This is a genomic window from Chitinophaga barathri, assembly GCF_003807585.1.
Classification (GTDB): domain Bacteria; phylum Bacteroidota; class Bacteroidia; order Chitinophagales; family Chitinophagaceae; genus Chitinophaga; species Chitinophaga barathri.
The window spans coordinates 248,320-268,614 of the sequence record NZ_RMBX01000008.1 but is presented as its reverse complement, the minus strand read 5'-3'; the positions used below and the strand labels follow the sequence as shown (position 1 = coordinate 268,614).

Sequence of the window (20,295 nt, the reverse complement as noted above, 5' to 3'; positions counted from 1 at the left end):
TTTTTTCGTTACATTCGGGGAGTATCATTGTTTGTAACCGATGTTTGTTAACCTTTGGCGCACCGCGCCATTCCTTCGTTTGCTGCTGCCTTTCGCGGCGGGCATCACAGGCGGGATGTATTACCCGCTTATTCCCTGGGAGTGTATGATCATTTGTGTGATCGTCTGGCTGGTCCCTGTGTTTTTTAATATCCGGAAACAGTTTGCCTGGCGACAATACCGTGGCGCCGCAGTGTTGGGGCTGCTGTGCTGTCTTGGTTTTTCGCTGATGTGTATATCGGATGTGAAACGGCGGGATGATTGGCTGGGGCACGTTGTAAAAGACAGTATGTATTGCGTGGCTGTGCTAAAAGAGCCGCCTGTGAAGAAAAAACAATCCTGGAAAGCGGAAGCGGAGGTATTGATGGTGCATAATGGTGAATGGAAAGAGGTGACAGGGAAATTACTGTTGTATTTCCGCGAGGCGCCGCCGCTGGATTACGGAAGCAGGATATTGTTCCGCGGAGGGCCGCAAAGGATCAGGAGCTCCGGCAATCCCGGCGCATTTGATTATGCGCGGTATTGTGCCTACAGGAATATCTATCACCAGGTTTTCCTGGATAAAGCTGCATGGCGGATGCTACCGGGGAAAGGAGGGAACCGGCTGGGCCGCTGGCTAAATGCCGCCCGGTCTTATTCATTGAACGCATTAAAAAGATATATCCCGGGAAAAGAAGAATACGGCGTCGCGCAGGCTTTGCTGATCGGCTATCGTGATGAGCTGGATAAAGAGATTGTGCAGGCATATACGAATACAGGCGTGGTGCATATCATTGCTATCTCCGGCCTGCACCTGGGGCTGATCTATGTGAGTTTGCTGCAACTGTTGAAGTGGCTGCCGCGCAAACGATGGGCAGATTTCCTGAAGGCTTTCCTGCTGATAACAGTGTTGTGGGGATTTTCCCTGCTGACGGGCGCTTCTGCATCAGTGCTCCGCTCAGCCGTGATGTTTACGACTATTGCGCTCGGGCAATTCGTGATCGCCAGGCATTCCAATATCTTTAATACGCTAGCCGCGGCGGCTTTCCTGTTGTTGTGTTATAATCCATATTTCCTGGTGGACGCAGGTTTTCAGCTTTCCTTCCTGGCGGTGGCGGGTATTGTGTTGTGTTACCAGCCGCTATATGATCTTTGGATGATAGAAAATAAGTGGGCGGATAAATTGTGGCAAATGGTGGCAGTTTCAATGGCTGCGCAGGCTTTCACCTGGCCTGTTTGCCTGTTTTATTTTCACCAGTTCCCGAATTATTTCCTGCTGGCGAATATCGTGGCGGTGCCGTTGTCCACCTTATTGCTGTATGGAGAAATAGGGCTGATGATGTTAGTGGAAGTGCCGTTGCTGGCGGAGTTTATGGGGAAGGCGCTGGAGTATGGCATCTTTGTGATGAATACGCTCATCCGGTGGATAGACCGGATCCCGGGGGCGGTGGTGAACGGGATAGCGCTTAGCATGGAACAGATGTTCCTGCTGTATGTCGTTACGGTAGCCTGCCTGGTGATGTGGCTGCTGAAGAAAAAGGGTGCGTTGTGGTGGGCTTTGGGAGGGATGTTTGTTTTTGTTTTCCTGGGCGCTGCGCGGCGTATCCGCTGGCAGGAACAAAAACTGCTGGTGATCTACAACCTTCCGAAGCTGACGGCTGTTGAATATATTGAAGGAAGGAAAAGTACCCTGGCGGGGGATAGCGCGGGATTGATTCATCCGCAACTGGCCGCTTCACAGTTGGAACTGGGCGTGAAGGATGTTGTCCGTATTTCGTATATCCGCGATGGTTGCCTGCTGAGTGCGGGGAACAAACGCATGTTGATCCTCAGGGGCAACCTTCAGCACGCGCCACCCGTATCAAAAAAGATCAAAATAGATTACATATTGTTTTCACATAATCCAAAGGTCGATATCAGCCGTTTGCAGGAATTTTTTATATACGACCAGCTCATTTTTGATGCATCAAACACAGCTTTCCTGCTCAGAAAGTGGAAAAATGCCTGCAACGAACTACCTTTGCGCTGCTTTTCGGTTCCGGACCAAGGAGCCTTTGTTGTAAATCTCTAATTATTACTGTGCATGCAAAAGCAAATCAAATCAGCTTTGATCTCCGTTTTCTATAAGGATAACCTGGAGAATATCGTTAAAACATTGGGCCAGCAAGGCGTAACTATTTACTCTACCGGCGGAACGCAGAAGTTCATCGAAGAGCTGGGTGTAAAATGTGTGGCCGTGGAAGACCTCACCGCTTATCCCTCCATCTTGGGCGGCCGTGTTAAAACCCTCCACCCCAAAGTATTTGGCGGTATCCTCGCCCGCAGGGAAAATCCCCAGGACCTGGAGCAGCTTGCCCAGTACGAGATACCCGAGATAGACCTCGTGATCGTAGACCTTTACCCCTTTGAAGAAACCGTTAAAAGCACCACAGAAGAACAAACCATCATCGAAAAGATCGATATCGGCGGCGTTTCCCTGATCCGTGCGGCCGGTAAAAACTATAAAGATGTAGTGATCGTAGCTTCCAAAAACCAGTATGCGGACCTTGAGAAGGCACTGGTGGACGGCAACGGCGCTACCAGCCTGGAGCAGCGCAGGAACTTCGCCGCGAAGGCATTTGAAGTGTGCGCGCATTACGATGTGGCCATTGCCGGTTATTTCCTGAAAAACCAGGAGCAGGATTACTTCCAGCTCTCCGTGCCCCAGGGCCAGGTATGCCGCTACGGCGAAAACCCACACCAGAAAGGCGTTTTCTATGGCAACCTGAACGACCTGTTCGACAAACTGCATGGCAAAGAACTTTCCTATAACAACCTAGTAGACGTAGACGCTGCCGTACAGCTGATCGCCGAGTTCCAGGAAACCACTTTCGCCGTGATCAAACATACCAACGTATGCGGCATCGCCAGCAGGCCCACGCTGGCGGAAGCCTGGGAAGCCGCCCTGGCAGGCGATAAAGAAAGCGCATTTGGTGGCGTACTGGTATGTAACAAACCGGTAGATGCCGAATCAGCCAAAGCCATCAACGAAATTTTCTTCGAAATTCTCATTGCGCCCGGGTTTGAGCCCGCAGCGCTGGAAATACTCCAGGCGAAAAAGAACCGCATCCTGCTGCTGCAAAAACAGCCGCTGAAGACGGACAAAATGTTCAAGAACGTGCTGAACGGCGTACTCGTACAGGACAACGACGAAGGCAGCTTCATCACCTGGAACGATACCGGCGCACAGCCCGCTACCGCAGCACAGAAATCTGACCTGGAGTTTGCCAACATCGTGTGTAAACACCTGAAATCCAATGCCATCGCACTGGTAAAAGACCGTCAGCTCGTAGGGAAAGGCTGCGGCCAGACCTCCCGCATCGACGCGCTGCGCCACGCCATCGAAAAGGCCAAACAGTTCAGTTTTGAACTGAAAGGCGCTGTGATGGCTTCGGATGCTTTCTTCCCCTTCGACGATTGCGTACGCATCGCGCATGAGGAAGGCATCAACGCTGTGATCCAGCCAGGCGGCTCCATCCGCGACAATGATTCCATCACCTTCGCCAAAGAGAACGGCATGGTCATGGTGATCACCGGCATGAGGCACTTCCGTCACTAAACACATTTTTACCTTATAAAACAGGGCTGCATCTGGAGAGGATGCAGCCTTTTTTTTGTAGTATTGCCAACGTAGATGCCCTTTTTGCAGCAACATATGATGAAGGAAGCCGATGACGCCACTCTGATCCGGGAATACAAAGAATCCGGTCGGCTGGACTACCTGGCGGCATTGTATGAACGCTACATGAACCTCGTATATGGGGTGTGCCTCAAGTACTTAGACGAAGAAAGCAGCAAAGACGCGGTCATGCAGATATTTGAGGAGCTGATCGAAAAGGTGAAAAATCACGAAGTACAGAATTTCCGGGGCTGGCTACATGTGCTCAGCCGCAACCATTGCCTGATGAAGATCAGGGCCAGCAAGGGCAGGATTGTTTCCATGGACGACAATGGATTTATGGAATCAGGCGAAAATATTCATCCTGAAAACGGATTTAACCTGGAAGCGAACCTCCAGGTGATGGAGCGGTGCCTGGAAACCTTGCCGGAAGAGCAGAAACGCAGTGTGAACCTGTTTTACCTGCAGGAAAAAAGCTACCGCGAGGTAGCCGAGATCACCGGCTATGAAATGACAAAGGTCAAAAGCTATATACAGAACGGGAAAAGGAACCTGAAAATTTGTATGGAAAAGAATTAATGGCTGATAATCAAGGACATATTAAACCAACTGCGGACCTGATCCGCCGGTACCTGGCAGGCGAGCTGGATGATAAAACCATGCACGCCCTCGAAAAACAGGCGCTGGATGATCCTTTCCTGGCGGATGCGCTGGAAGGGTATGCCATGCATGAGCCTGACCAGTCCGCCGCGTTATCGGATCTTGGGGCTCGTTTGGGGGAAAGGGTGAGCGCCGGTAAAAAAGACGCCATCGTTGTTCCGGCAGCCGCTGCTGTTCAGTCCGATACCCCGCCGGAAAAAGGCAAAGTGCGCCGCCTGGATTACCGCTGGGCTGCGGCAGCCGTTATCCTGGTCATTTTAACGGTAGGCGGGCTGATGATGCTGAATAAAGGCCCTGGTGAGCAGGATATTGCCCAGGTGCCCAAGGCCAAAAGGGATACGGCCGTTGTTCAGCCCGGCCTGATCAATTCGGCGGATTCAATCAGTACTCCGGCTGCCGATGAAGCGAAGGATTCCGCACCCGCCGGGGCGCTGAGTGCAGTTCCCGCAATTGAAGAAGCGGAAGCTCCCGCGAAAACAAAAGATGTTGCCAAACCGGCCCTTCCAAATACCAGTAAAAACGGCCTGGACGCACAGAGCCGCCAGGAAATCGCTAAAGCAGAGAAAAGATCGGACGCCGCCAGGCAGACCGAGGCAAGGGCAAAACCAGCTGCGGCACCACCTCCCCCGCCTGCGGTGAAAGAGGCTGAAACATCCGGATATGCTGTTGCTTCCCGCGCCACGCCTGCGCCTTTGGTAGCCAAGGAAGAGGTACATTTAAATGATAAGATCGATACGATACTAATAGGCCGTGCGCAGGCCGATACTACCTCCTACGCTTTCGGCGCTGATGCCGCAAGACGGAAAGCACTGGCACAGGGAAACAAAGTGGAGGGCGTTGTAACAGGCACTGAAGCCAAATACCGCCGCTACTCCGAGGAAAACGACCTCCGCATACTCAGCGGCCAGGTAATAGACGCGGAAAGCGGCCAGCGCCTGACAGGAGTAGCGATCCGCATACGTGGCACCAATAAGGGCGCTGTAACGGACACTGCCGGTAACTTCGCACTGAAGGTAGAGCCCAACAAAAAACTGGACCTCGATTTTTCATATGTGGGCTATGAACAGGTGAACCTTGCCGTGGCAAGCAATCAAAGCAACCTGAACGTACGCCTGCCCGCGGACAGCAAAGCGCTGAACGATGTGGTGGTCGTGGGTTACGGCTCCGTCCGCAAAAAAGCCGTGCTGGCGGCCACACCCTATTACGGAGACACCGCGTACCGTAGATACCTCGATGGCATCAAAATAGTACCGGTAAAAGGCCTGAAAGAAAAAATGGCCGGTGACGTGGAGATATCTTTCACCGTAATGCCCAACGGCTCAATGAAAAACTTCAAGGCAAACAATCCTTTCCATGAAGAAGCCGGCAAAGCCGCCATCAGGAATGTGGAAGAAGGGCCGGAGTGGATACCCGCATCAAACGGCAAAAAGTCCACCGTGCACCTGAGAGTGCCGATAGAACTGGTTCCCGCGCAATAACCTGATAAATCCTTAACAAGCCGCTTCCGCACAATAAAAAGGGGCTGATCTCTCAGCCCCTGTATCAAAAATATCTGTCGGTTTATTTTTTCTTTTCTTTCCACATCTGGTTGAACGACTTGGGCGCAAATACAGGCAGCCCTCTTTCATCGTCACCCCAGGCGCTTCCGAACAGTTTCCCGATCACCAGGTTTTTGGTTTTACCGCCCACCAGGTTCATCATGCGCCTGCTGAGGCAAGCCTGTTTCCAGCCAAACCATCCGATCTTTTCAGCACCGGTGGTATGATGTTCTTCTACTGCTTTATGACGGTTGTGCAGCAGCAGCTCGTGCAGGTTGATGCGCACGGGGCACACCTCGGTGCAGTTGCCGCAAAGGGAAGAAGCAAAGCTGAGGTGCATGTATTTTTCTATCCCTTGCAGGTGCGGTGTGATCACTGCGCCGATGGGGCCGCTATAGGTAGTTTTGTAAGTATGGCCGCCGATGTTTTTGTACACGGGGCAGGCGTTGAGGCAGGAGCCGCAGCGGATGCAATAGAGGCTTTCGCGGGCCTCTACGTCTTGCAGGATGTTCGTGCGGCCATTGTCCAGGAAGATCACATACATCTCTTCCGGCCCGTCTGTTTCGCCTTCCTGGCGGGGGCCGGTGAAGATGGTATTGTAAGACGTGATCTGCTGACCGGTGCCGTACGTGGCCAGCAGCGGCCAGAATAGCGCAAGGTCGTTGATGGACGGCAGTACTTTTTCAATCCCGATCAGCGCGATATGCGTTTTGGGGAAAGAAGTGGTGAGCCGCGCATTGCCTTCATTTTCGGTAACGGCGATGCCGCCGATATCCGCAATGATGAAGTTGGCGCCGGTGATGCCCACTTCCGCGTCCAGGTATTTCTGGCGGAGTTTGTCGCGGGCTACGAGCGTGAGTTCTTCAGGCGTAAGCGTGGGAGAGGAGCCGAGTTTTTCGTGAAAGAGCTGCGCTACCTGCTCTTTGCTTTTATGCATGGCGGGCGTCACGATGTGATAAGGCGGTTCATCGTCCAGCTGCTGGATATATTCGCCGAGATCGGTCTCTACGCTTTCGATATTGTTTTCGTGCAGGAAATCGTTCAGGTGTATTTCTTCCGTGGCCATGGATTTGCTCTTCACCACGGTCTTGCAGTTCTTCGCTTTGCAGATGGCGAGGATTTCTTCACGCGCCTGTTCAGCCGTTTCCGCCCAGATCACTTTGCCGCCCCGTTTGATGAAGTTCATCTCGAAATCTTCCAGGTGTTTATCCAGGTTCTCGATGGCTTTCCACTTCACGTTTTTGGCGCGCTCACGTGCCGTAGGCAGGTCTGCGAACTGAAGTTTGCCGTTCTTCACGGCGGCATTGTACTTGCCTATATTGAAGTTGATCGTCTTGCGGTGACCCAGATCAGCCGCTTTGTTTTCGCTTTCGGAAAGAAAGGTGCTTGCCGTCTTGTTCATATGCCTGTAAAGATAGTCAAAAAGTGTTCGGGTGTTTTTGCAGGGCAAAGATTGCGCCTATTCTATCAATATTCAGAAAAATTATATCATTCCTGTCCTGTACTATCCTGCTCCCGGGGATAGCCTGTTATTAGTCTTCCGTTTCTTCAAGGTGTTTTTTGTTCGCGATCTTGTCCAGCACTTCGTAAAACTCTTCGCCGTATTTCCGGGTGATGGCTTCTTTCAGGAACTTGTACACCGGTACCTGTAGTTGGTTGCCCAGTTTGCAGGCGGGTTTGCAGACGCTCCATTTGTCGTAGTTCACCGCTTCAAAACTCTCGTATCTGGTAATGCGGATGGGGTAGAGGTGGCAGGAAATGGGCTTGCGGTAATCGATCACACCGGCCTTCCAGGCCTTTTCGATGCCGCAGCCTACAATGCCGTTATCGTCTATGGTAGCGTAGGCGCAGATGGCGCCGTTTACGATCGGGGTTACGTGTCCGTGCTCATCGTCCCAGGTATGCAGGCCGGTACGTTCTATTTCTTCGATGCCCTGCGGGCGGAGAAAGGGCTTTACTTTGGGATAGATCTTTTTCAGGATTTTCAGTTCAGCCTCTTCCAGTGGCGCGCCGCAATCGCCGGCAACGCAACAGGCGCCTTTGCATGCGTTCAGGTTGCATACAAAGTTCTTTTCGATTACATCGTCACTGATGTATTTATCATCTATCACTATCATCTTTCGCTCAGTTAGCTTTCCATTTCAGCGTTTCGACCAGGTGGCGCATATCCTCTTCCAGGAATTTATTGACCGGCGCCAGGGAATCCGCATTAGGCGGTGCATAAAAGTACAAAGCTCCGCGCAAAAAATGCGCGCTGGAATCCGTGGCGTAAAATTGTTTGGCGGATGCCGCATTGCCGCCTACTTCGTAAAACAGGCCGTGCACGTTGTTCGGCGTGTGGATGTCCTGTTCTTCAATGGATTCTGCTTTGTAGGTATGTTTGTAAGTCAGTTTAAAAGCATCGTTGATGAGCTTGTCCAATGCGTTTTTCGGGCCTACGACCTTATAGCTCAGGTAAATTTTACCGTTCAGTCCGGGGATGTCCACGTTGATCCACCAGGGATTTTCCGCTTTTTCATCAAAAAAGAGGGTGTCTTTCACGATGTTCGCGTATACGGGATATTCGAATGAGTAAGGATAACCGGGCTCGTCGAACAGGCGGTATTGTTTTTCCGGCAGATCTATGCGGAAATAACCCCTGGGTTTGGGCGTGGTGCCCTGTTGCCCGCAGGCGGCTAAAATAGGCAGAATGGCTGCCAGTAATAAATAGCGGAAATTTTTCACGACCGGTCTCATTCAGTTTCTATACCAGATTTAATGCTCACCTGTACTTTCTGGATGCGCATTTTGGTCACTTCCAGGATGGTGAAATCGAAGTTCCCAAAGCTGATCACGCTGTTTTCCTCCGGGAATTTCCCCGAAAGCTCCAGGATGAGCCCGCCGATGGAGTCGCTTTCGCCTTTTACGGTCTCAAAGGTGTCCGGTGCGATGTTCAGGATGCGGCAAACGTCATTCAGCATGGTTTTGCCTTCGAACACGTAGGTATGATCGTTTACCTTGTTGTAATTGAATTCTTCCTCGTCAAACTCGTCTTTGATATCCCCGATCACCTCTTCCATAATGTCCTCCAGCGTCACGATGCCCGAGGTGCCCCCGAACTCGTCCACTACCACGGCAAAATGCATATGCCGGGTCTGGAACTCATTCAGGAGGTCTTCTATCAGTTTATGTTCATGCACAAAAAAGGGCTGGCGCAATACTTCGTGCCAGTCGAAATCATCCCCTTTGTCCAGGTGTTGTAAAAGGTCTTTGGTGTGTACCACGCCCACGATCGTGTCCAGGTTCACTTTGTACACGGGGAGGCGGGAATAGTGGAGGTCTGCCACCTGTTTTACGACGGCGCTGAAGGGCATGTCGTACTCCAGGCCGTTCACGTCCAGGCGGGTGCGCATGATCTGTTTCACGGCGATGTTGCCGAATTTGAGAATGCCCCGCACAATATTTTTTTCTTCCTGCGAAGCGCCCGGCTCCACGCTCATTTCAATCACTTCGTCTATTTCGTGGTAGTTGATGGGGCGGGTGTTCCGATGGAACAGGCGGGCTTCTATGCCTTCGCTCATACTCACAAAAAAGTCGCTTACCGGCTCCAGCGTGGCGTAAATGATATGGACGAACCACGCAAAATAGGTGGCAAAGCGCATATTATTCTGGGTGGCCCACACGCGCGGGAGTATCTGGCCAAAGAACAGCAATACGAAAGTGATGATGGCAATCCTTACCACGAAAGACACGACGGCCAGTTCCTGGAGGGATTCCACCTGGTATATGAGGTAATTGGTAATAAAAATGAAGGCGATGTTGAACAGGATGTTCGCTATCTGGAGGGAGGCGAGCAGTGATTTGGGTTTTTCCAGGAGCCTGGTGATCATTTTACCGGCGTTGCTTTGCCGGGTTTTGAGTACGTTCAGGTCTTTGTAATTCAGGGAAAAAAAGGCCACTTCTGCTCCGGAAACAATGAAAGTGAGCAGTAACAAAATGAATATAACCAGCAGGAACACAACGATATTCAGGTTAGGTGCGTTCGATGCCAGCTCTTGTAACAAAACACTCTTGATCGGTAAAATGCTAGCCGGTAGGTAAGCCAAGTTATTTATGTATTGGTCAAAAATAATGGGAAAGTAATTCAGGTCTGTAATGATTGAATCGCTTTCCCGCATGCAAATATAAAGAATGTACCGTTACGGGCGGATAGTCTTGAAGATTTAACCTGCCGGGTTGGCATTAAAAAGGCAGGTCGTCCGCCGGTTCGCTCATCGGGGGGATATCCAGGCCTGCATAACCTTCCCCGTGATGCGGGGCTCCTGTGGGAGTGGTAGCCGGGCCGGTGGTATGGTGGTGGGAAACAGGGTGGTCGCCGTTGTTAACATCCATCCTTTTGTCCAGCATCACCAGGTTGTCACCTACTACTTCCGTGGCGAATTTTTTGTTGCCTTCCTTGTCTTCCCAGCTGCGGGTCCGGAGGCGGCCCTCAATATAGACGAGGCTGCCTTTGTGGAGATACTTCTGGGCCAGTTCCGCCAGTCCTCTCCAAAGAACAACCGTATGCCATTCTGTTTGGGAAATCAACTTGCCGGCTCTGTCTTTAAACGTTTCGGTAGTGGCGAGGGAGAATTTAGCCACTGCAATATTACCTTCCAGGAATTGAACATCGGGGTCTCTGCCAAGATTGCCAATCAGGATTACTTTATTAACACCTCTCATAATTGTAGGTTTTAATCTGTCCTATTATAAATTATTCATCTCACGGTCAACCTTACTAAAGTTAATATTTTTTTCCAATCAAGGCATAGAATTTTTACCTTTTCCGTTGACAGGTAAGGCTTACGGATACGGTTACGTATTTGTATGGTACTAAAGCCGTTCCGGCACGTCTAACGTTTCAGGTAATCGGTGATGATCTTCGGGAAGGCATATTTGTCCAACTGGTTTGCCGGCACCAGCATATAATCTTCCGGCAGGGTAAAATCCGGGGAAAGGCTGAAACGGATAAAGCTGGCGTGAATGGTCTGGTGGGTAAGCTGCTGCTTCAGTTCGATGCCGGGCGCCGTGGTCTTTGTTTTTATAGGCAGCAGGCGCTGAAAACCAGGAGTTTGACGAAGGGTTTCCAGGTCGGCAGGGGCCGGGGTTTCCACGAGGGGGAACTCGTGAAGGTTCTGCCAGATGTCTTTGGCGGTACGTTTGCGGATCCAGATCTTTCCGTCCTGTTCGAGCAGTAAAAAATGGAAATATCTTTTTTTTATGATTAATTTTTTGGATTTTACAGGAACAAGATCTGTTAATCCTTTTTGAAAGGCCTCGCAATGAGGCGAGAGCGTACAAGTTTTGCAGAGTGGTTGCTGAGGTTTGCAGACTACGGCCCCGAAATCCATAATCGCCTGATTATAAATGCCAGCCTGGTTTTTGGGGAGCAAATCATTGGCAAGGAAGGTGAAGCGTTTTTTGCCTGCAGTAGTGTCTATAGGAGTATCAATGCCAAAATAGCGGGCAAGCACACGGTAAACATTTCCGTCAAGCACAGCGTGGGGAAGGTTATAGGCAAAAGAAGCGATGGCGGCTGCCGTATAGGCGCCTACGCCTTTGAGCGCGGCAATGCCTTCGTAGGTATCGGGAAATTTGCCGGAATGGGCGATGGAGCGGGCTGCGGCGAGCATATTTTTGCAGCGGGCGTAGTAGCCGAGCCCTTGCCAGAGGCGGAAAACCTCTTCCTCCGGGGCTTTGGCGAGATCGTTCACGGTGGGGTATGCGGCGATGAACCTTTCATAATAGGGCCGGCCTTGTTCCACCCGGGTTTGTTGAAGAATGATCTCGGATAACCAGATGAAATATGGATTTTTTTCGTTCTTCCAGGGCATGGTCCGGTCGTTGTGGGAGCGGTTCCAGGTCAGGATACGGTCAGTAAAAAATCTTTTTGTATCGGTCATTTGGGCAAAATAATTTATATATGTTGAGATTTTTTTATATATTCGTGTTCCCAAAGCCTTTATTAGTGCTGAATTGCAGTGATTTAGGCATTAGCGGGAGCACAAATAAACGTATTTTTAGAACGCAGTATCTATAACAAAAAAAGATAAATTTTATTTGCTTGAAAATTCAGCAATTAAATTTTTTTTAATAACTTTGGAAAACAAGTAATCCTCCGCTTCATTATGAGAAAAGCTGATTTGATTAACAACATTGCTGAAAAAACCGGCATCCCCAAAGTAGATGTGTTAGTAACACTCGAAGCCATGTTCAAGGAAGTTAAGGAGGCGTTAGCAAATGGCGAGCATATCTACATCCGCGGGTTCGGTAGCTTTATCACCAAGAAAAGAGCTGCCAAGATTGGCCGTAACATCAAGAAGAACGTGGCCGTGGAGATCCCGGAACACTTCATTCCAGCATTTAAGCCATCTAAAGAGTTTGTAGCAGAAGTTAAAAAGCTCAAAAGTTCTTAGATTTGCATCCTAACATTTATTAGGTGCAAAGAAATCAACTACTCCTTATTGGCCTTGCTGTTGCCGTAATCTCGGTACTGTTTGCGTTTGGCCGGATATCGCCGAAAGTGCATGGGCACGATCATGAAGGTCATGACCACGCCGCTGAAGGCGCTCCCATGGCGGAAACAAAGGCTGCCGATTTTAACGATCTGCTCAAAAAGGCCAAAGAAAAGGTTCCTGCTGACAAGCTGGTGGAAATCACCGGGCTTGAAAATACTGTCGTACGCGGTGATGTTCAGACCCAACAGATCACCGCTTACCGGCAATTGTACACCATCTGGGACAATCTAAACGAGCTCCCCATCGCCGCACATTATGCCGCCGAAGCCGCTAAGTTGGAAAATTCGGGAAAAAGCCTCACCTTTGCAGCCAATTTATTTTTAGACCATCTCTCGCACACCCAGGACGCGGGCGTAAGACAGTGGGAGGCCGAAAAGGCTAAAGAGTTGCTTGACAGGGCTATCGCGCTTGAACCAAACAATGACACGCTGAAAGTAAAGAAAGGTACGCTGCTTGTAATCAGCAATAGCTCGGCGCCTATGGAAGGCATCGGCATTCTGAGGGAAGTAGCGGAGCGGAATCCTGATTTCCTGGATGCCCAGCTCACACTGGCCAATTTCAGTATCACCTCCGGCCAGTTCGACAAAGCGATCGAACGGATGGAAAAAGTACTGGAACGCAAGCCTGACGAGCCCAAAGCAATGTTCCTGCTGGCCGTGGCCCATCAGAGCAAAGGAGAAAATGAGAAAGCTATCGATCTGCTCCGTCAATGCCGCAAGCTGATCAAAGATCCGGCGCTGGCTGCTGAGATAGACGAGTATATAAAGAGCATTAAGTAATATATTATAAAACATTAAAAACAAAAAAAGGTATGCCCTGCGGAAAGAAAAGAAAAAGACATAAAATCGCAACCCACAAACGCAAAAAAAGGTTGAGAAAAAACCGTCATAAGAAAGGTAAGAAATAATTCTCCTGTTTCCCCGCCATTTATACTAACAGGTATAAGTAGACGGTAGGGCCCGACACGATAAATTTTTTTAGACGATCCTGCATGATTTTAGCTTTAATTGTTAAATTGCTAAAGTCATGCAGGTTGTTTTCGTAGTTCGGCCTACAGATTCCGGAACTTATCCTGTATATCACTAGAACCCTTTGCACAATCCTCTCCTCGTAGTGAATCGCCGGTCCCAGACCCCGGCCTCTCATTTGGGCATGTTGTATTCCCGTGTTAACACTGCGGGTGCACTAAAGTGAAGTATTTATGGATAAAATTTTGACGCTTGAATAAGGAATTGATTATAAATGCAGCACCATCCGGTGTAGAAATAGCATTGCTGGAAGATAAAAAATTAGTGGAGCTGCATCATGAAAGCGGTAACCCTAATTTTGCGGTGGGCGACCTTTATTTGGGCAAAGTAAAGAAACTCATTCCCGGCCTGAACGCGGCCTTTGTAGATGTTGGCTTCGAAAAAGACGCCTTCCTGCACTATACGGACCTCAGCCCCTACATCCGGTCACTCTTAAAGTTCACCCAACAATCCATCTCGGACAAGTCAGAGACCTTCGATTTCGGAAAGTTCAAGAATGAACCGGAAATCGTAAAAACAGGTAAGATCACCGAAGTGCTCGGCGGAAAACCCAACATCCTCGTACAGATCCTAAAAGAACCCATTTCTTCCAAAGGCCCCAGGCTCAGCTGCGAAATATCGCTCCCGGGGCGCTTCATCGTTATCACCCCTTTCAACAATATTGTAGCCGTATCCAAAAAGATACACTCATCGGAAGAAAGGAAAAGACTACAGAAGATCGTTGAGGCCATCAAACCGCCCAATTTTGGAGTGATCGTACGTACCGCCGCCGAAGGAAAAAAGACCGCCGAACTACACGAAGACCTGACCACCCTCGTCAGCACCTGGAAAACCATCCAGGAAAACCTGCGAAACGGCCAGGCCCCGCAAAAAATACTGAGCGAACAGACCAAAACAACCAGCATCCTGCGCGACCTGTTGAACGAGAGCTTTAACCGCATCGTCATCAACGATAAAAATATTTATACGGACACCAAGACGTATATCCAGAAGATCGCGCCGGAAAAGCAGGACATTGTTACCTATTACCACAACGGCGCTCCCATCTTCGATCACTTCGGCGTCACCCGCCAGGTGAAAGCATCTTTCGGCAAAACCGTGAACCTGGACAGCGGGGTCTATCTCATCATCGAAGCCACCGAAGCCCTGCACGTCATAGACGTGAACAGCGGCTATAAAAGCTCCAGCAACAACCAGGAACAGAACGCCCTCGCCTCCAACCTGGAAGCGGCGGCCGAGATCGCACGCCAGCTAAGGCTCCGCGACCTGGGCGGCATCATCATCATCGACTTCATCGATATGAAACTGCCGGAGAACAAAAAAACGGTGTACGAAGCCATGGAAAAATTCATGGCGCCGGACCGGGCAAAACATACCATCCTGCCCATTTCCAAGTTCGGCCTGATGCAGATCACCCGCCAGCGCGTGAAACCGGAGATCACCATTTCCGTTGCGGAAGATTGCCCGGCCTGCAAAGGCACCGGCAAGATCGGCGCTTCCATGCTCATTGTCGAAGACATCGAGAAGAACCTCCTGTATCTCCTCAATCACCAGCACAAAGGCCTCACCATCCGCGTACACCCGATACTGTACGCCTTCCTCAACAAAGGCTGGTTCATGCGCAGCCGGCAGTGGAAATGGTACTTCGCCCACAAAAAATGGATCAAACTCAAAGCGGATTCCAATTATCATCTTACGGAATACCACTTCTTTGATGCCAACGACGAAGAAATCAAATTGTAAAAAAAGATATTGCAAAGGGCTTACTGGAAAAACAGTAGGCCCTTTTGCATGATTGTTGCTTTCCTAACGCAACATACCCGGTATTCAATTGTTATACCTCGTAAACCGTTCTGTGCTATGCTGAAAAATTATCTGCTGCCCGTACTCGTTATCCTCGCTTTCGCCGCCTGTAAACAGGGTGGCAGATCCGGAAAATCCGAAGCCATCAACAGGGACACCACCCACTACACCAAACAGGAATATATTGCCCAGTCGCTGGACAGCAACCAGGTTGGCGACTTCCTGGCACGGCATGCGGAATTTGCGCCCTATACGGACCTGATCAAAGAGTTTTACCGCAAACGCGACTTCCACTACGCCTGGATCAACGAAGAAGGGATCACGGAACAGGCGGGCGGCCTGCTGAACATGATGCGGCAGGACGAAGAAAGCGGCATCAAAGATAGTGTGCTGAATAAAAGCCGGGTAAACGCCCTGTATGATTCCATCGCGCTGATGGGCGACAGCCTCAACCGGCAGGATACCCTCATCTCCATAGCAGAGCTGAGCCTCACCGGGCAGTTTTTCGTATATGCGAACAAAGTATGGGGCGGCATGACGAAGGATGCCAAAGACCTGGAATGGTTCATTCCCCGAAAGAAGATCAATGTGGAAAGCCTGCTGGATTCCATCATCCGCTACCCGAAACGCGCCCTGGCGTCCGACGAGCCGGTGAACCGCCAGTATAAGCTCCTCCGCGATGAGCTCACCAAAGTAGGCGAACTGGTGAAAAAACACCCGCAGCATGATTCCATCAGGCTGGCGGATAAAAAGAAAACATTCAAATCCGGCGACTCCTCTGACGTGATCGCCGCCGTAAAAAAACGGCTGACTATCTGGGGCGATTACAAGGAAAACGATACCACCACGAAATTCACTCCCCTGCTGGATTCCGCCCTGCGAAACTATCAAACCCGCATGGGACAGAAACCCGATGGCATCATCCGCCAGCAGACCGTGGACGCCCTCAACCGCCCGACGGAACACTATATGCAGCAGCTGCTGCTGAACATGGAGCGCCTCCGCTGGGTACCCGTGGAAGTAACGACGGATTACCTGCTTGTAAATATCCCCGAATTCCGGCTGCACGCATATGAAGATGGCAAACTTGCCTGGAGCTGCAACGTAGTGGTGGGCACACCCGGCGCCAGCACGGTAATTTTCAGCAAGGAAATGCAATACGTGGTATTCAGCCCCTACTGGAATGTACCGCCTGGTATCCTGAAAAAAGAAGTACTGCCGGGCATCCGCCGCAGCGGCAAAGCCTACCTGGCGCGCCACAACATGGAAATGACCGGCAGCGGCAACAATATTTCTGTAAGGCAGAAGCCGGGCCCGAGCAATTCCCTCGGCAAAGTGAAATTCCTTTTTCCGAACGAATACAACATTTACCTGCACGATACCCCGTCCAAAGGACTGTTCAACGAAACAAAACGTTCCTTCAGCCACGGCTGCATCCGCGTAGCGGAACCCAAACATCTCGCACAGTGGGTACTGCGTAAAGATTCCAGCTGGACGGAACAGAAAATAGACGCCGCGATGAACGCAGGGAAAGAAAAGTATGTGACGCTGAAAACCAAACTCCCGGTGTATATCGGGTATTTCACCGCCTGGGTGGACAGCCAGGGCCGCCTCAACTTCCGTGACGACGTATACGGCCACGACGCCAAACTGGCGAAGCTCTTATTTGGTAAGTAACATGGCCTTTGGGCGGATCTTTTCCGGCAGCGGTTTAATGACGCTTGCCGGTTTAAGTTTCATGACCATAAAATAACCGGCCGTGAGCACCACGATACATCCCGCGATGATCATCAGGTACATGACCGGCGAAGCGGCCATGAACTGGAAGGTGCCCGCGGAAATAAGCAGGGCGGTGGCGACGTTATGGGTGAGGTGGATGAGGAAACAGGAGCAGAGGTCGCGGAGGCGGAGATAAAAAAAGCCGGTGAGCAGCCCCAGGAGGAAAGTACCGGGCATCTGCGCAGGGTCGGGGTGGGCGAGCATAAAAAGCAGCGAGCTTTGCAGCAGCGCCACGCCACCGGAATATCTTTGCATCAGCGCTTCCATCATAATACCGCGGAAAAGCAACTCTTCCATAAAAGCCGCCAGCATCACGGAAACAATGATCGCATAACCGGAACCGGTATGAATGGAGGTAAAAGAAAGCTCCGGCCAGGTGGGGAAGGGGAGCAGGTATCCCAGCCCGTCTTTCACCATGACCAGCGCAAGCGCCATGGAAAAAGCCAGCAGAAAGGTTTCAACAGAAATATTGATCTTCGGGATGAGGCGGAAATTATCTTTTTTGTTGATCAGCGTACAAAGGATGACGCTGACGCCGCTCAGGAGGTAGATAGTGACGAGTAACGAGGAGTACAGCAAGATGTTGCTCCCGGTAAACAAGTAGAGAAGGCCAGCGCCCGCAATCCAGCCCGCGTACAAGCTGATCTGCATCTTCCAGGCGCCATTTAACGAAAGACCATTCAGGGTTTTGACATACATAATCGGAAAGATAATGTTGCGGGATATGGTACTTCTTTGGTTGACACTATAATGCTAATATAAGGAATTTGCGTATCTAAAATCTTATTTTTGCCGCATATGGAAAAACAGATCATCAACACAAACAATGCCCCGGCGCCTATCGGACCGTATAACCAGGCCATCAAAGCCGGCAGTATGCTTTTTATTTCAGGCCAGATTGCCCTGAACCCTGAAAGCGGGCAGCTGGAAAAAGATGATATCATCACCGAAACGCACCGCGTGATGCAGAACCTGCGGAATATCCTCACCGAAGCCGGCATGGACTTTTCCGATGTAGTGAAAAGCACCATTTTTATCATGAACATGGATGATTTTTCACAGATCAACGAAGTGTACGGCAAGTATTTTTCCGGCTACTTCCCCGCCCGGGAAACCGTGCAGGTGGCTGCTTTGCCCAAAGGCGTGAATGTTGAGATTTCCATGATCGCAGTTAAATAAACCTATGGATATTCTCATAACAGGCGACGCCCGGCGATGGGAAGAGTTTCAGGCCACCAGGAATACTGACGGCCACAATTGTGTGTGGGAACCCGAACTGCAGCTTATCCGTGGTGAAACCGATGTGGTGATAGACCTCTCCCTGGACGAGCGGCCTGAAAATCTCATGTTGTACTCCATGAAGCCGGAAGTGCCCGTGCTGGGCTGCCTGGTGAAAACCTCGCCGTCGGTATGGGAGCAATATCCTCATATTTACGGCGTGAACTGGCTGCTTGGTTTTATCGGCATGAGCCCGCTGGAAACAGCATTGTCCGCCGCGGGCGAAGCCCCGGCACTGGAGGCGCTGATGAAAACACTGGGCTGGGCATACGAAACTGTCAGGGCCGCCACGGGAATGGTTACGCCAAGAGTAGTAGCCATGATCATCAACGAAGCATATTTTACCGCGGCGGAAGGCACCGCCTCGCGGGAAGACATAGATATTTCCATGAAACTGGGCACGAACTATCCTTACGGCCCTTTTGAATGGAGCAAAAAGGCCGGCATCCGCAACATATACGAAGTATTGCAGGCCGTTTACCGGGAAACAGGCAACGAACGTTACAAACCCGCCCCGCTTTTGCGGGAGGAATACGAAGCACTGCCGTTTTAAAAATATTATCGTTTGGCACTTATTTTACATATCGACACCGCCACTTCGTTTGGCTCCGTTTGTTTATCGCAGGACGGGAAAGAACTGGAAACGCTGCACAACGCGGATCAGAAAGATCATGCAGCCACTATCGGCCTGTTTATACAGCGCCTGCTGAACAATCACGGTATCCGCCACGAAGAGCTGGACGCCATCGCGGTGAGCGCCGGGCCCGGTTCGTATACAGGTCTGCGTGTGGGCGCCGCCACGGTGAAAGGATTGTGTTATACCTGGAAAAAACCCCTGATCGCAGTCTCCACTTTGCAGATGATGGCATCAGGTTTACAGGCTGAGCACCAGGAAGATGCATTTTATGTACCGATGATAGACGCCCGCCGCATGGAAGTGTTCACGGCGGTGTATAACAGCTCATTACACGCGGAAATGCCCCCGCAGGCTATGATACTGGCACCTGATTCTTTCAGCGCGTATATGGGCCTGAAAACGGCGTTTTTCTTTGGCGACGGCGCCGCAAAATGGCGGCCTTTTTTAGGATCGCCTACCAATGCTGTTTTTCCCACATATCAGATTTCCGCCGCACATATGATCCCTCTGGCAGATAAAGCCTTTGCCAGCAAGCATTTTCAGGATGTGGCCTACTTCGCTCCCCACTATCTCAAAGCCTTCTTTACCCCTGGAAAACCGTAACATCCTCTAATTTTTTAGCAGATTTTTAGCATTTCGCCGCATCATATTACGCATTGAAACGCGTTATAATCTGTGGACGGCAGGATTGACAGTAAAACGCACCCGGAAATGTCAGAGAAGTGTCAAATTGTGGAAAAAAGAGGCATATTCCGGTTTATATATTAAAAAAGAAGGTATAGAAATTTTTTTTATTGTGACAGATATTATAATTTTGTATAATCAATATCCGTGATTGTTGTCTAATAGTCGCGTTTTACTGTCCGTTGATCCCTGTCATTTCATTTATTTTTAAAACTATTTTGCGATGGAAAAACAATTATTAACTACCTCTTCTAATACTCTTATTATTTCTAGAGGTAACAATGAAAAAGATCAGATCAAATTGGATTACATTGCCGTTAAAAAGGCCGCGATGGTGTTGAGAGCAATCAACCACAAACTGCGCCAGCAAATGATCAAGCTGCTGGAAGACCATAAGCGCATGACTGTAACGGAGATCTATGTGAAATTGCGTTTGGAACAGTCTGTAGCAAGCCAGCACCTGGCCATCCTGAGGCGCGCAGGCATCGTGATTACCGAAAGAGACGGTAAGTTTATCCACTATACTATCAACAAGCAACGTATTGCTGAGGTAGCTAAGTTTGTCGAGGAACTGGTGGGATAATCCATCTACAATCTTTTCTTTTAAGTGGCCGGAAGAGCGGCCCTGCACCATACTGAACTGGCTGTCTTCTCCTGTTGGGAAGACAGCCTTTTT

The 20,295-nt window shown here is 50.2% G+C and carries 19 protein-coding genes; 12 read left to right on the top strand and 7 right to left on the bottom strand.

Annotation, left to right across the window (positions count from 1 at the left end; translation table 11 throughout):
* Window positions 1–40: 40 nt before the first annotated feature.
* The 4 genes from EG028_RS16245 to EG028_RS16230 all read left to right on the top strand — a co-directional run bounded on the left by EG028_RS16245 (window position 41) and on the right by EG028_RS16230 (window position 5,814).
* Window positions 41–2,089 (top strand): ComEC/Rec2 family competence protein, encoded by a 2,049-nt coding sequence (locus tag EG028_RS16245; protein ID WP_120517605.1) that lies wholly within the window; start codon window positions 41–43, stop codon window positions 2,087–2,089.
* Between the two features lie 12 nt (window positions 2,090–2,101).
* The gene (gene purH, locus EG028_RS16240) at window positions 2,102–3,616 is read left to right on the top strand and encodes a bifunctional phosphoribosylaminoimidazolecarboxamide formyltransferase/IMP cyclohydrolase (protein WP_120517604.1); all 1,515 of its coding nucleotides are present in this window, start codon (window positions 2,102–2,104) and stop codon (window positions 3,614–3,616) included.
* 96 nt (window positions 3,617–3,712) lie between these two features.
* Window positions 3,713–4,255, top strand: coding sequence for an RNA polymerase sigma factor (locus EG028_RS16235; RefSeq protein WP_241559157.1), 543 nt, complete (start codon window positions 3,713–3,715; stop codon window positions 4,253–4,255).
* The gene (locus tag EG028_RS16230) at window positions 4,255–5,814 is read left to right on the top strand and encodes a carboxypeptidase-like regulatory domain-containing protein (protein WP_120517602.1); all 1,560 of its coding nucleotides are present in this window, start codon (window positions 4,255–4,257) and stop codon (window positions 5,812–5,814) included. Before EG028_RS16235 ends, EG028_RS16230 begins: the two co-directional genes overlap by 1 nt.
* 82 nt (window positions 5,815–5,896) lie before the next feature.
* Here EG028_RS16230 and EG028_RS16225 read toward each other — a convergent pair whose 3' ends face one another.
* From EG028_RS16225 to mutY, 6 genes are all read right to left on the bottom strand, one after another.
* A complete protein-coding gene (locus EG028_RS16225; RefSeq protein WP_120517601.1) occupies window positions 5,897–7,276 on the bottom strand; it encodes a LutB/LldF family L-lactate oxidation iron-sulfur protein in 1,380 nt (459 codons plus the stop codon).
* A 130-nt stretch (window positions 7,277–7,406) separates the two neighbouring features.
* On the bottom strand, window positions 7,407–7,991 hold the full coding sequence (locus EG028_RS16220) for a DUF3109 family protein (protein WP_120517600.1): 585 nt from the start codon (window positions 7,989–7,991) through the stop codon (window positions 7,407–7,409).
* A 7-nt stretch (window positions 7,992–7,998) separates the two neighbouring features.
* A complete protein-coding gene (gldD, locus tag EG028_RS16215; RefSeq protein ID WP_241559156.1) occupies window positions 7,999–8,598 on the bottom strand; it encodes a gliding motility lipoprotein GldD in 600 nt (199 codons plus the stop codon).
* Window positions 8,599–8,606: 8 nt separating this feature from the next.
* The gene (gldE, locus tag EG028_RS16210; RefSeq protein WP_241559155.1) at window positions 8,607–9,917 is read right to left on the bottom strand and encodes a gliding motility-associated protein GldE; all 1,311 of its coding nucleotides are present in this window, start codon (window positions 9,915–9,917) and stop codon (window positions 8,607–8,609) included.
* A gap of 178 nt (window positions 9,918–10,095) precedes the next feature.
* On the bottom strand, window positions 10,096–10,575 hold the full coding sequence (locus tag EG028_RS16205; RefSeq protein ID WP_120517597.1) for a single-stranded DNA-binding protein: 480 nt from the start codon (window positions 10,573–10,575) through the stop codon (window positions 10,096–10,098).
* A 170-nt stretch (window positions 10,576–10,745) separates the two neighbouring features.
* Window positions 10,746–11,795, bottom strand: coding sequence for an A/G-specific adenine glycosylase (gene mutY, locus EG028_RS16200; protein ID WP_120517596.1), 1,050 nt, complete (start codon window positions 11,793–11,795; stop codon window positions 10,746–10,748).
* Between the two features lie 225 nt (window positions 11,796–12,020).
* Between mutY and EG028_RS16195 the strand changes: the two genes are divergently transcribed.
* From EG028_RS16195 to EG028_RS16180, 4 genes are all read left to right on the top strand, one after another.
* Window positions 12,021–12,308: an HU family DNA-binding protein gene (locus EG028_RS16195; RefSeq protein ID WP_073084475.1), complete on the top strand. Its 288-nt coding sequence runs from the start codon at window positions 12,021–12,023 to the stop codon at window positions 12,306–12,308.
* 23 nt (window positions 12,309–12,331) lie between these two features.
* The gene (locus EG028_RS16190; RefSeq protein ID WP_120517595.1) at window positions 12,332–13,189 is read left to right on the top strand and encodes a tetratricopeptide repeat protein; all 858 of its coding nucleotides are present in this window, start codon (window positions 12,332–12,334) and stop codon (window positions 13,187–13,189) included.
* A 441-nt stretch (window positions 13,190–13,630) separates the two neighbouring features.
* Window positions 13,631–15,181 (top strand): Rne/Rng family ribonuclease, encoded by a 1,551-nt coding sequence (locus tag EG028_RS16185; RefSeq protein ID WP_120517594.1) that lies wholly within the window; start codon window positions 13,631–13,633, stop codon window positions 15,179–15,181.
* A 117-nt stretch (window positions 15,182–15,298) separates the two neighbouring features.
* Window positions 15,299–16,918: a L,D-transpeptidase family protein gene (locus tag EG028_RS16180; protein ID WP_162946548.1), complete on the top strand. Its 1,620-nt coding sequence runs from the start codon at window positions 15,299–15,301 to the stop codon at window positions 16,916–16,918.
* On the opposite strand, the gene EG028_RS16175 is transcribed toward EG028_RS16180, so the two are convergent.
* The gene (locus EG028_RS16175; protein WP_120517592.1) at window positions 16,904–17,719 is read right to left on the bottom strand and encodes a CPBP family intramembrane glutamic endopeptidase; all 816 of its coding nucleotides are present in this window, start codon (window positions 17,717–17,719) and stop codon (window positions 16,904–16,906) included. The genes EG028_RS16180 and EG028_RS16175 overlap by 15 nt on opposite strands.
* A gap of 99 nt (window positions 17,720–17,818) precedes the next feature.
* Here EG028_RS16175 and EG028_RS16170 point away from each other — a divergent pair, with 99 nt between their 5' ends.
* From EG028_RS16170 to EG028_RS16155, 4 genes are all read left to right on the top strand, one after another.
* Window positions 17,819–18,199, top strand: coding sequence for a RidA family protein (locus EG028_RS16170; RefSeq protein ID WP_120517591.1), 381 nt, complete (start codon window positions 17,819–17,821; stop codon window positions 18,197–18,199).
* 4 nt (window positions 18,200–18,203) lie between these two features.
* Window positions 18,204–18,851 (top strand): 3-hydroxyacyl-CoA dehydrogenase family protein, encoded by a 648-nt coding sequence (locus tag EG028_RS16165; RefSeq protein WP_120517590.1) that lies wholly within the window; start codon window positions 18,204–18,206, stop codon window positions 18,849–18,851.
* A gap of 12 nt (window positions 18,852–18,863) precedes the next feature.
* Complete coding sequence (tsaB, locus tag EG028_RS16160) at window positions 18,864–19,538, top strand: tRNA (adenosine(37)-N6)-threonylcarbamoyltransferase complex dimerization subunit type 1 TsaB (protein WP_120517589.1); 675 nt, start codon at window positions 18,864–18,866, stop codon at window positions 19,536–19,538.
* Between the two features lie 304 nt (window positions 19,539–19,842).
* On the top strand, window positions 19,843–20,202 hold the full coding sequence (locus EG028_RS16155) for an ArsR/SmtB family transcription factor (protein ID WP_074241384.1): 360 nt from the start codon (window positions 19,843–19,845) through the stop codon (window positions 20,200–20,202).
* The last annotated feature ends 93 nt before the right edge of the window (window positions 20,203–20,295 follow it).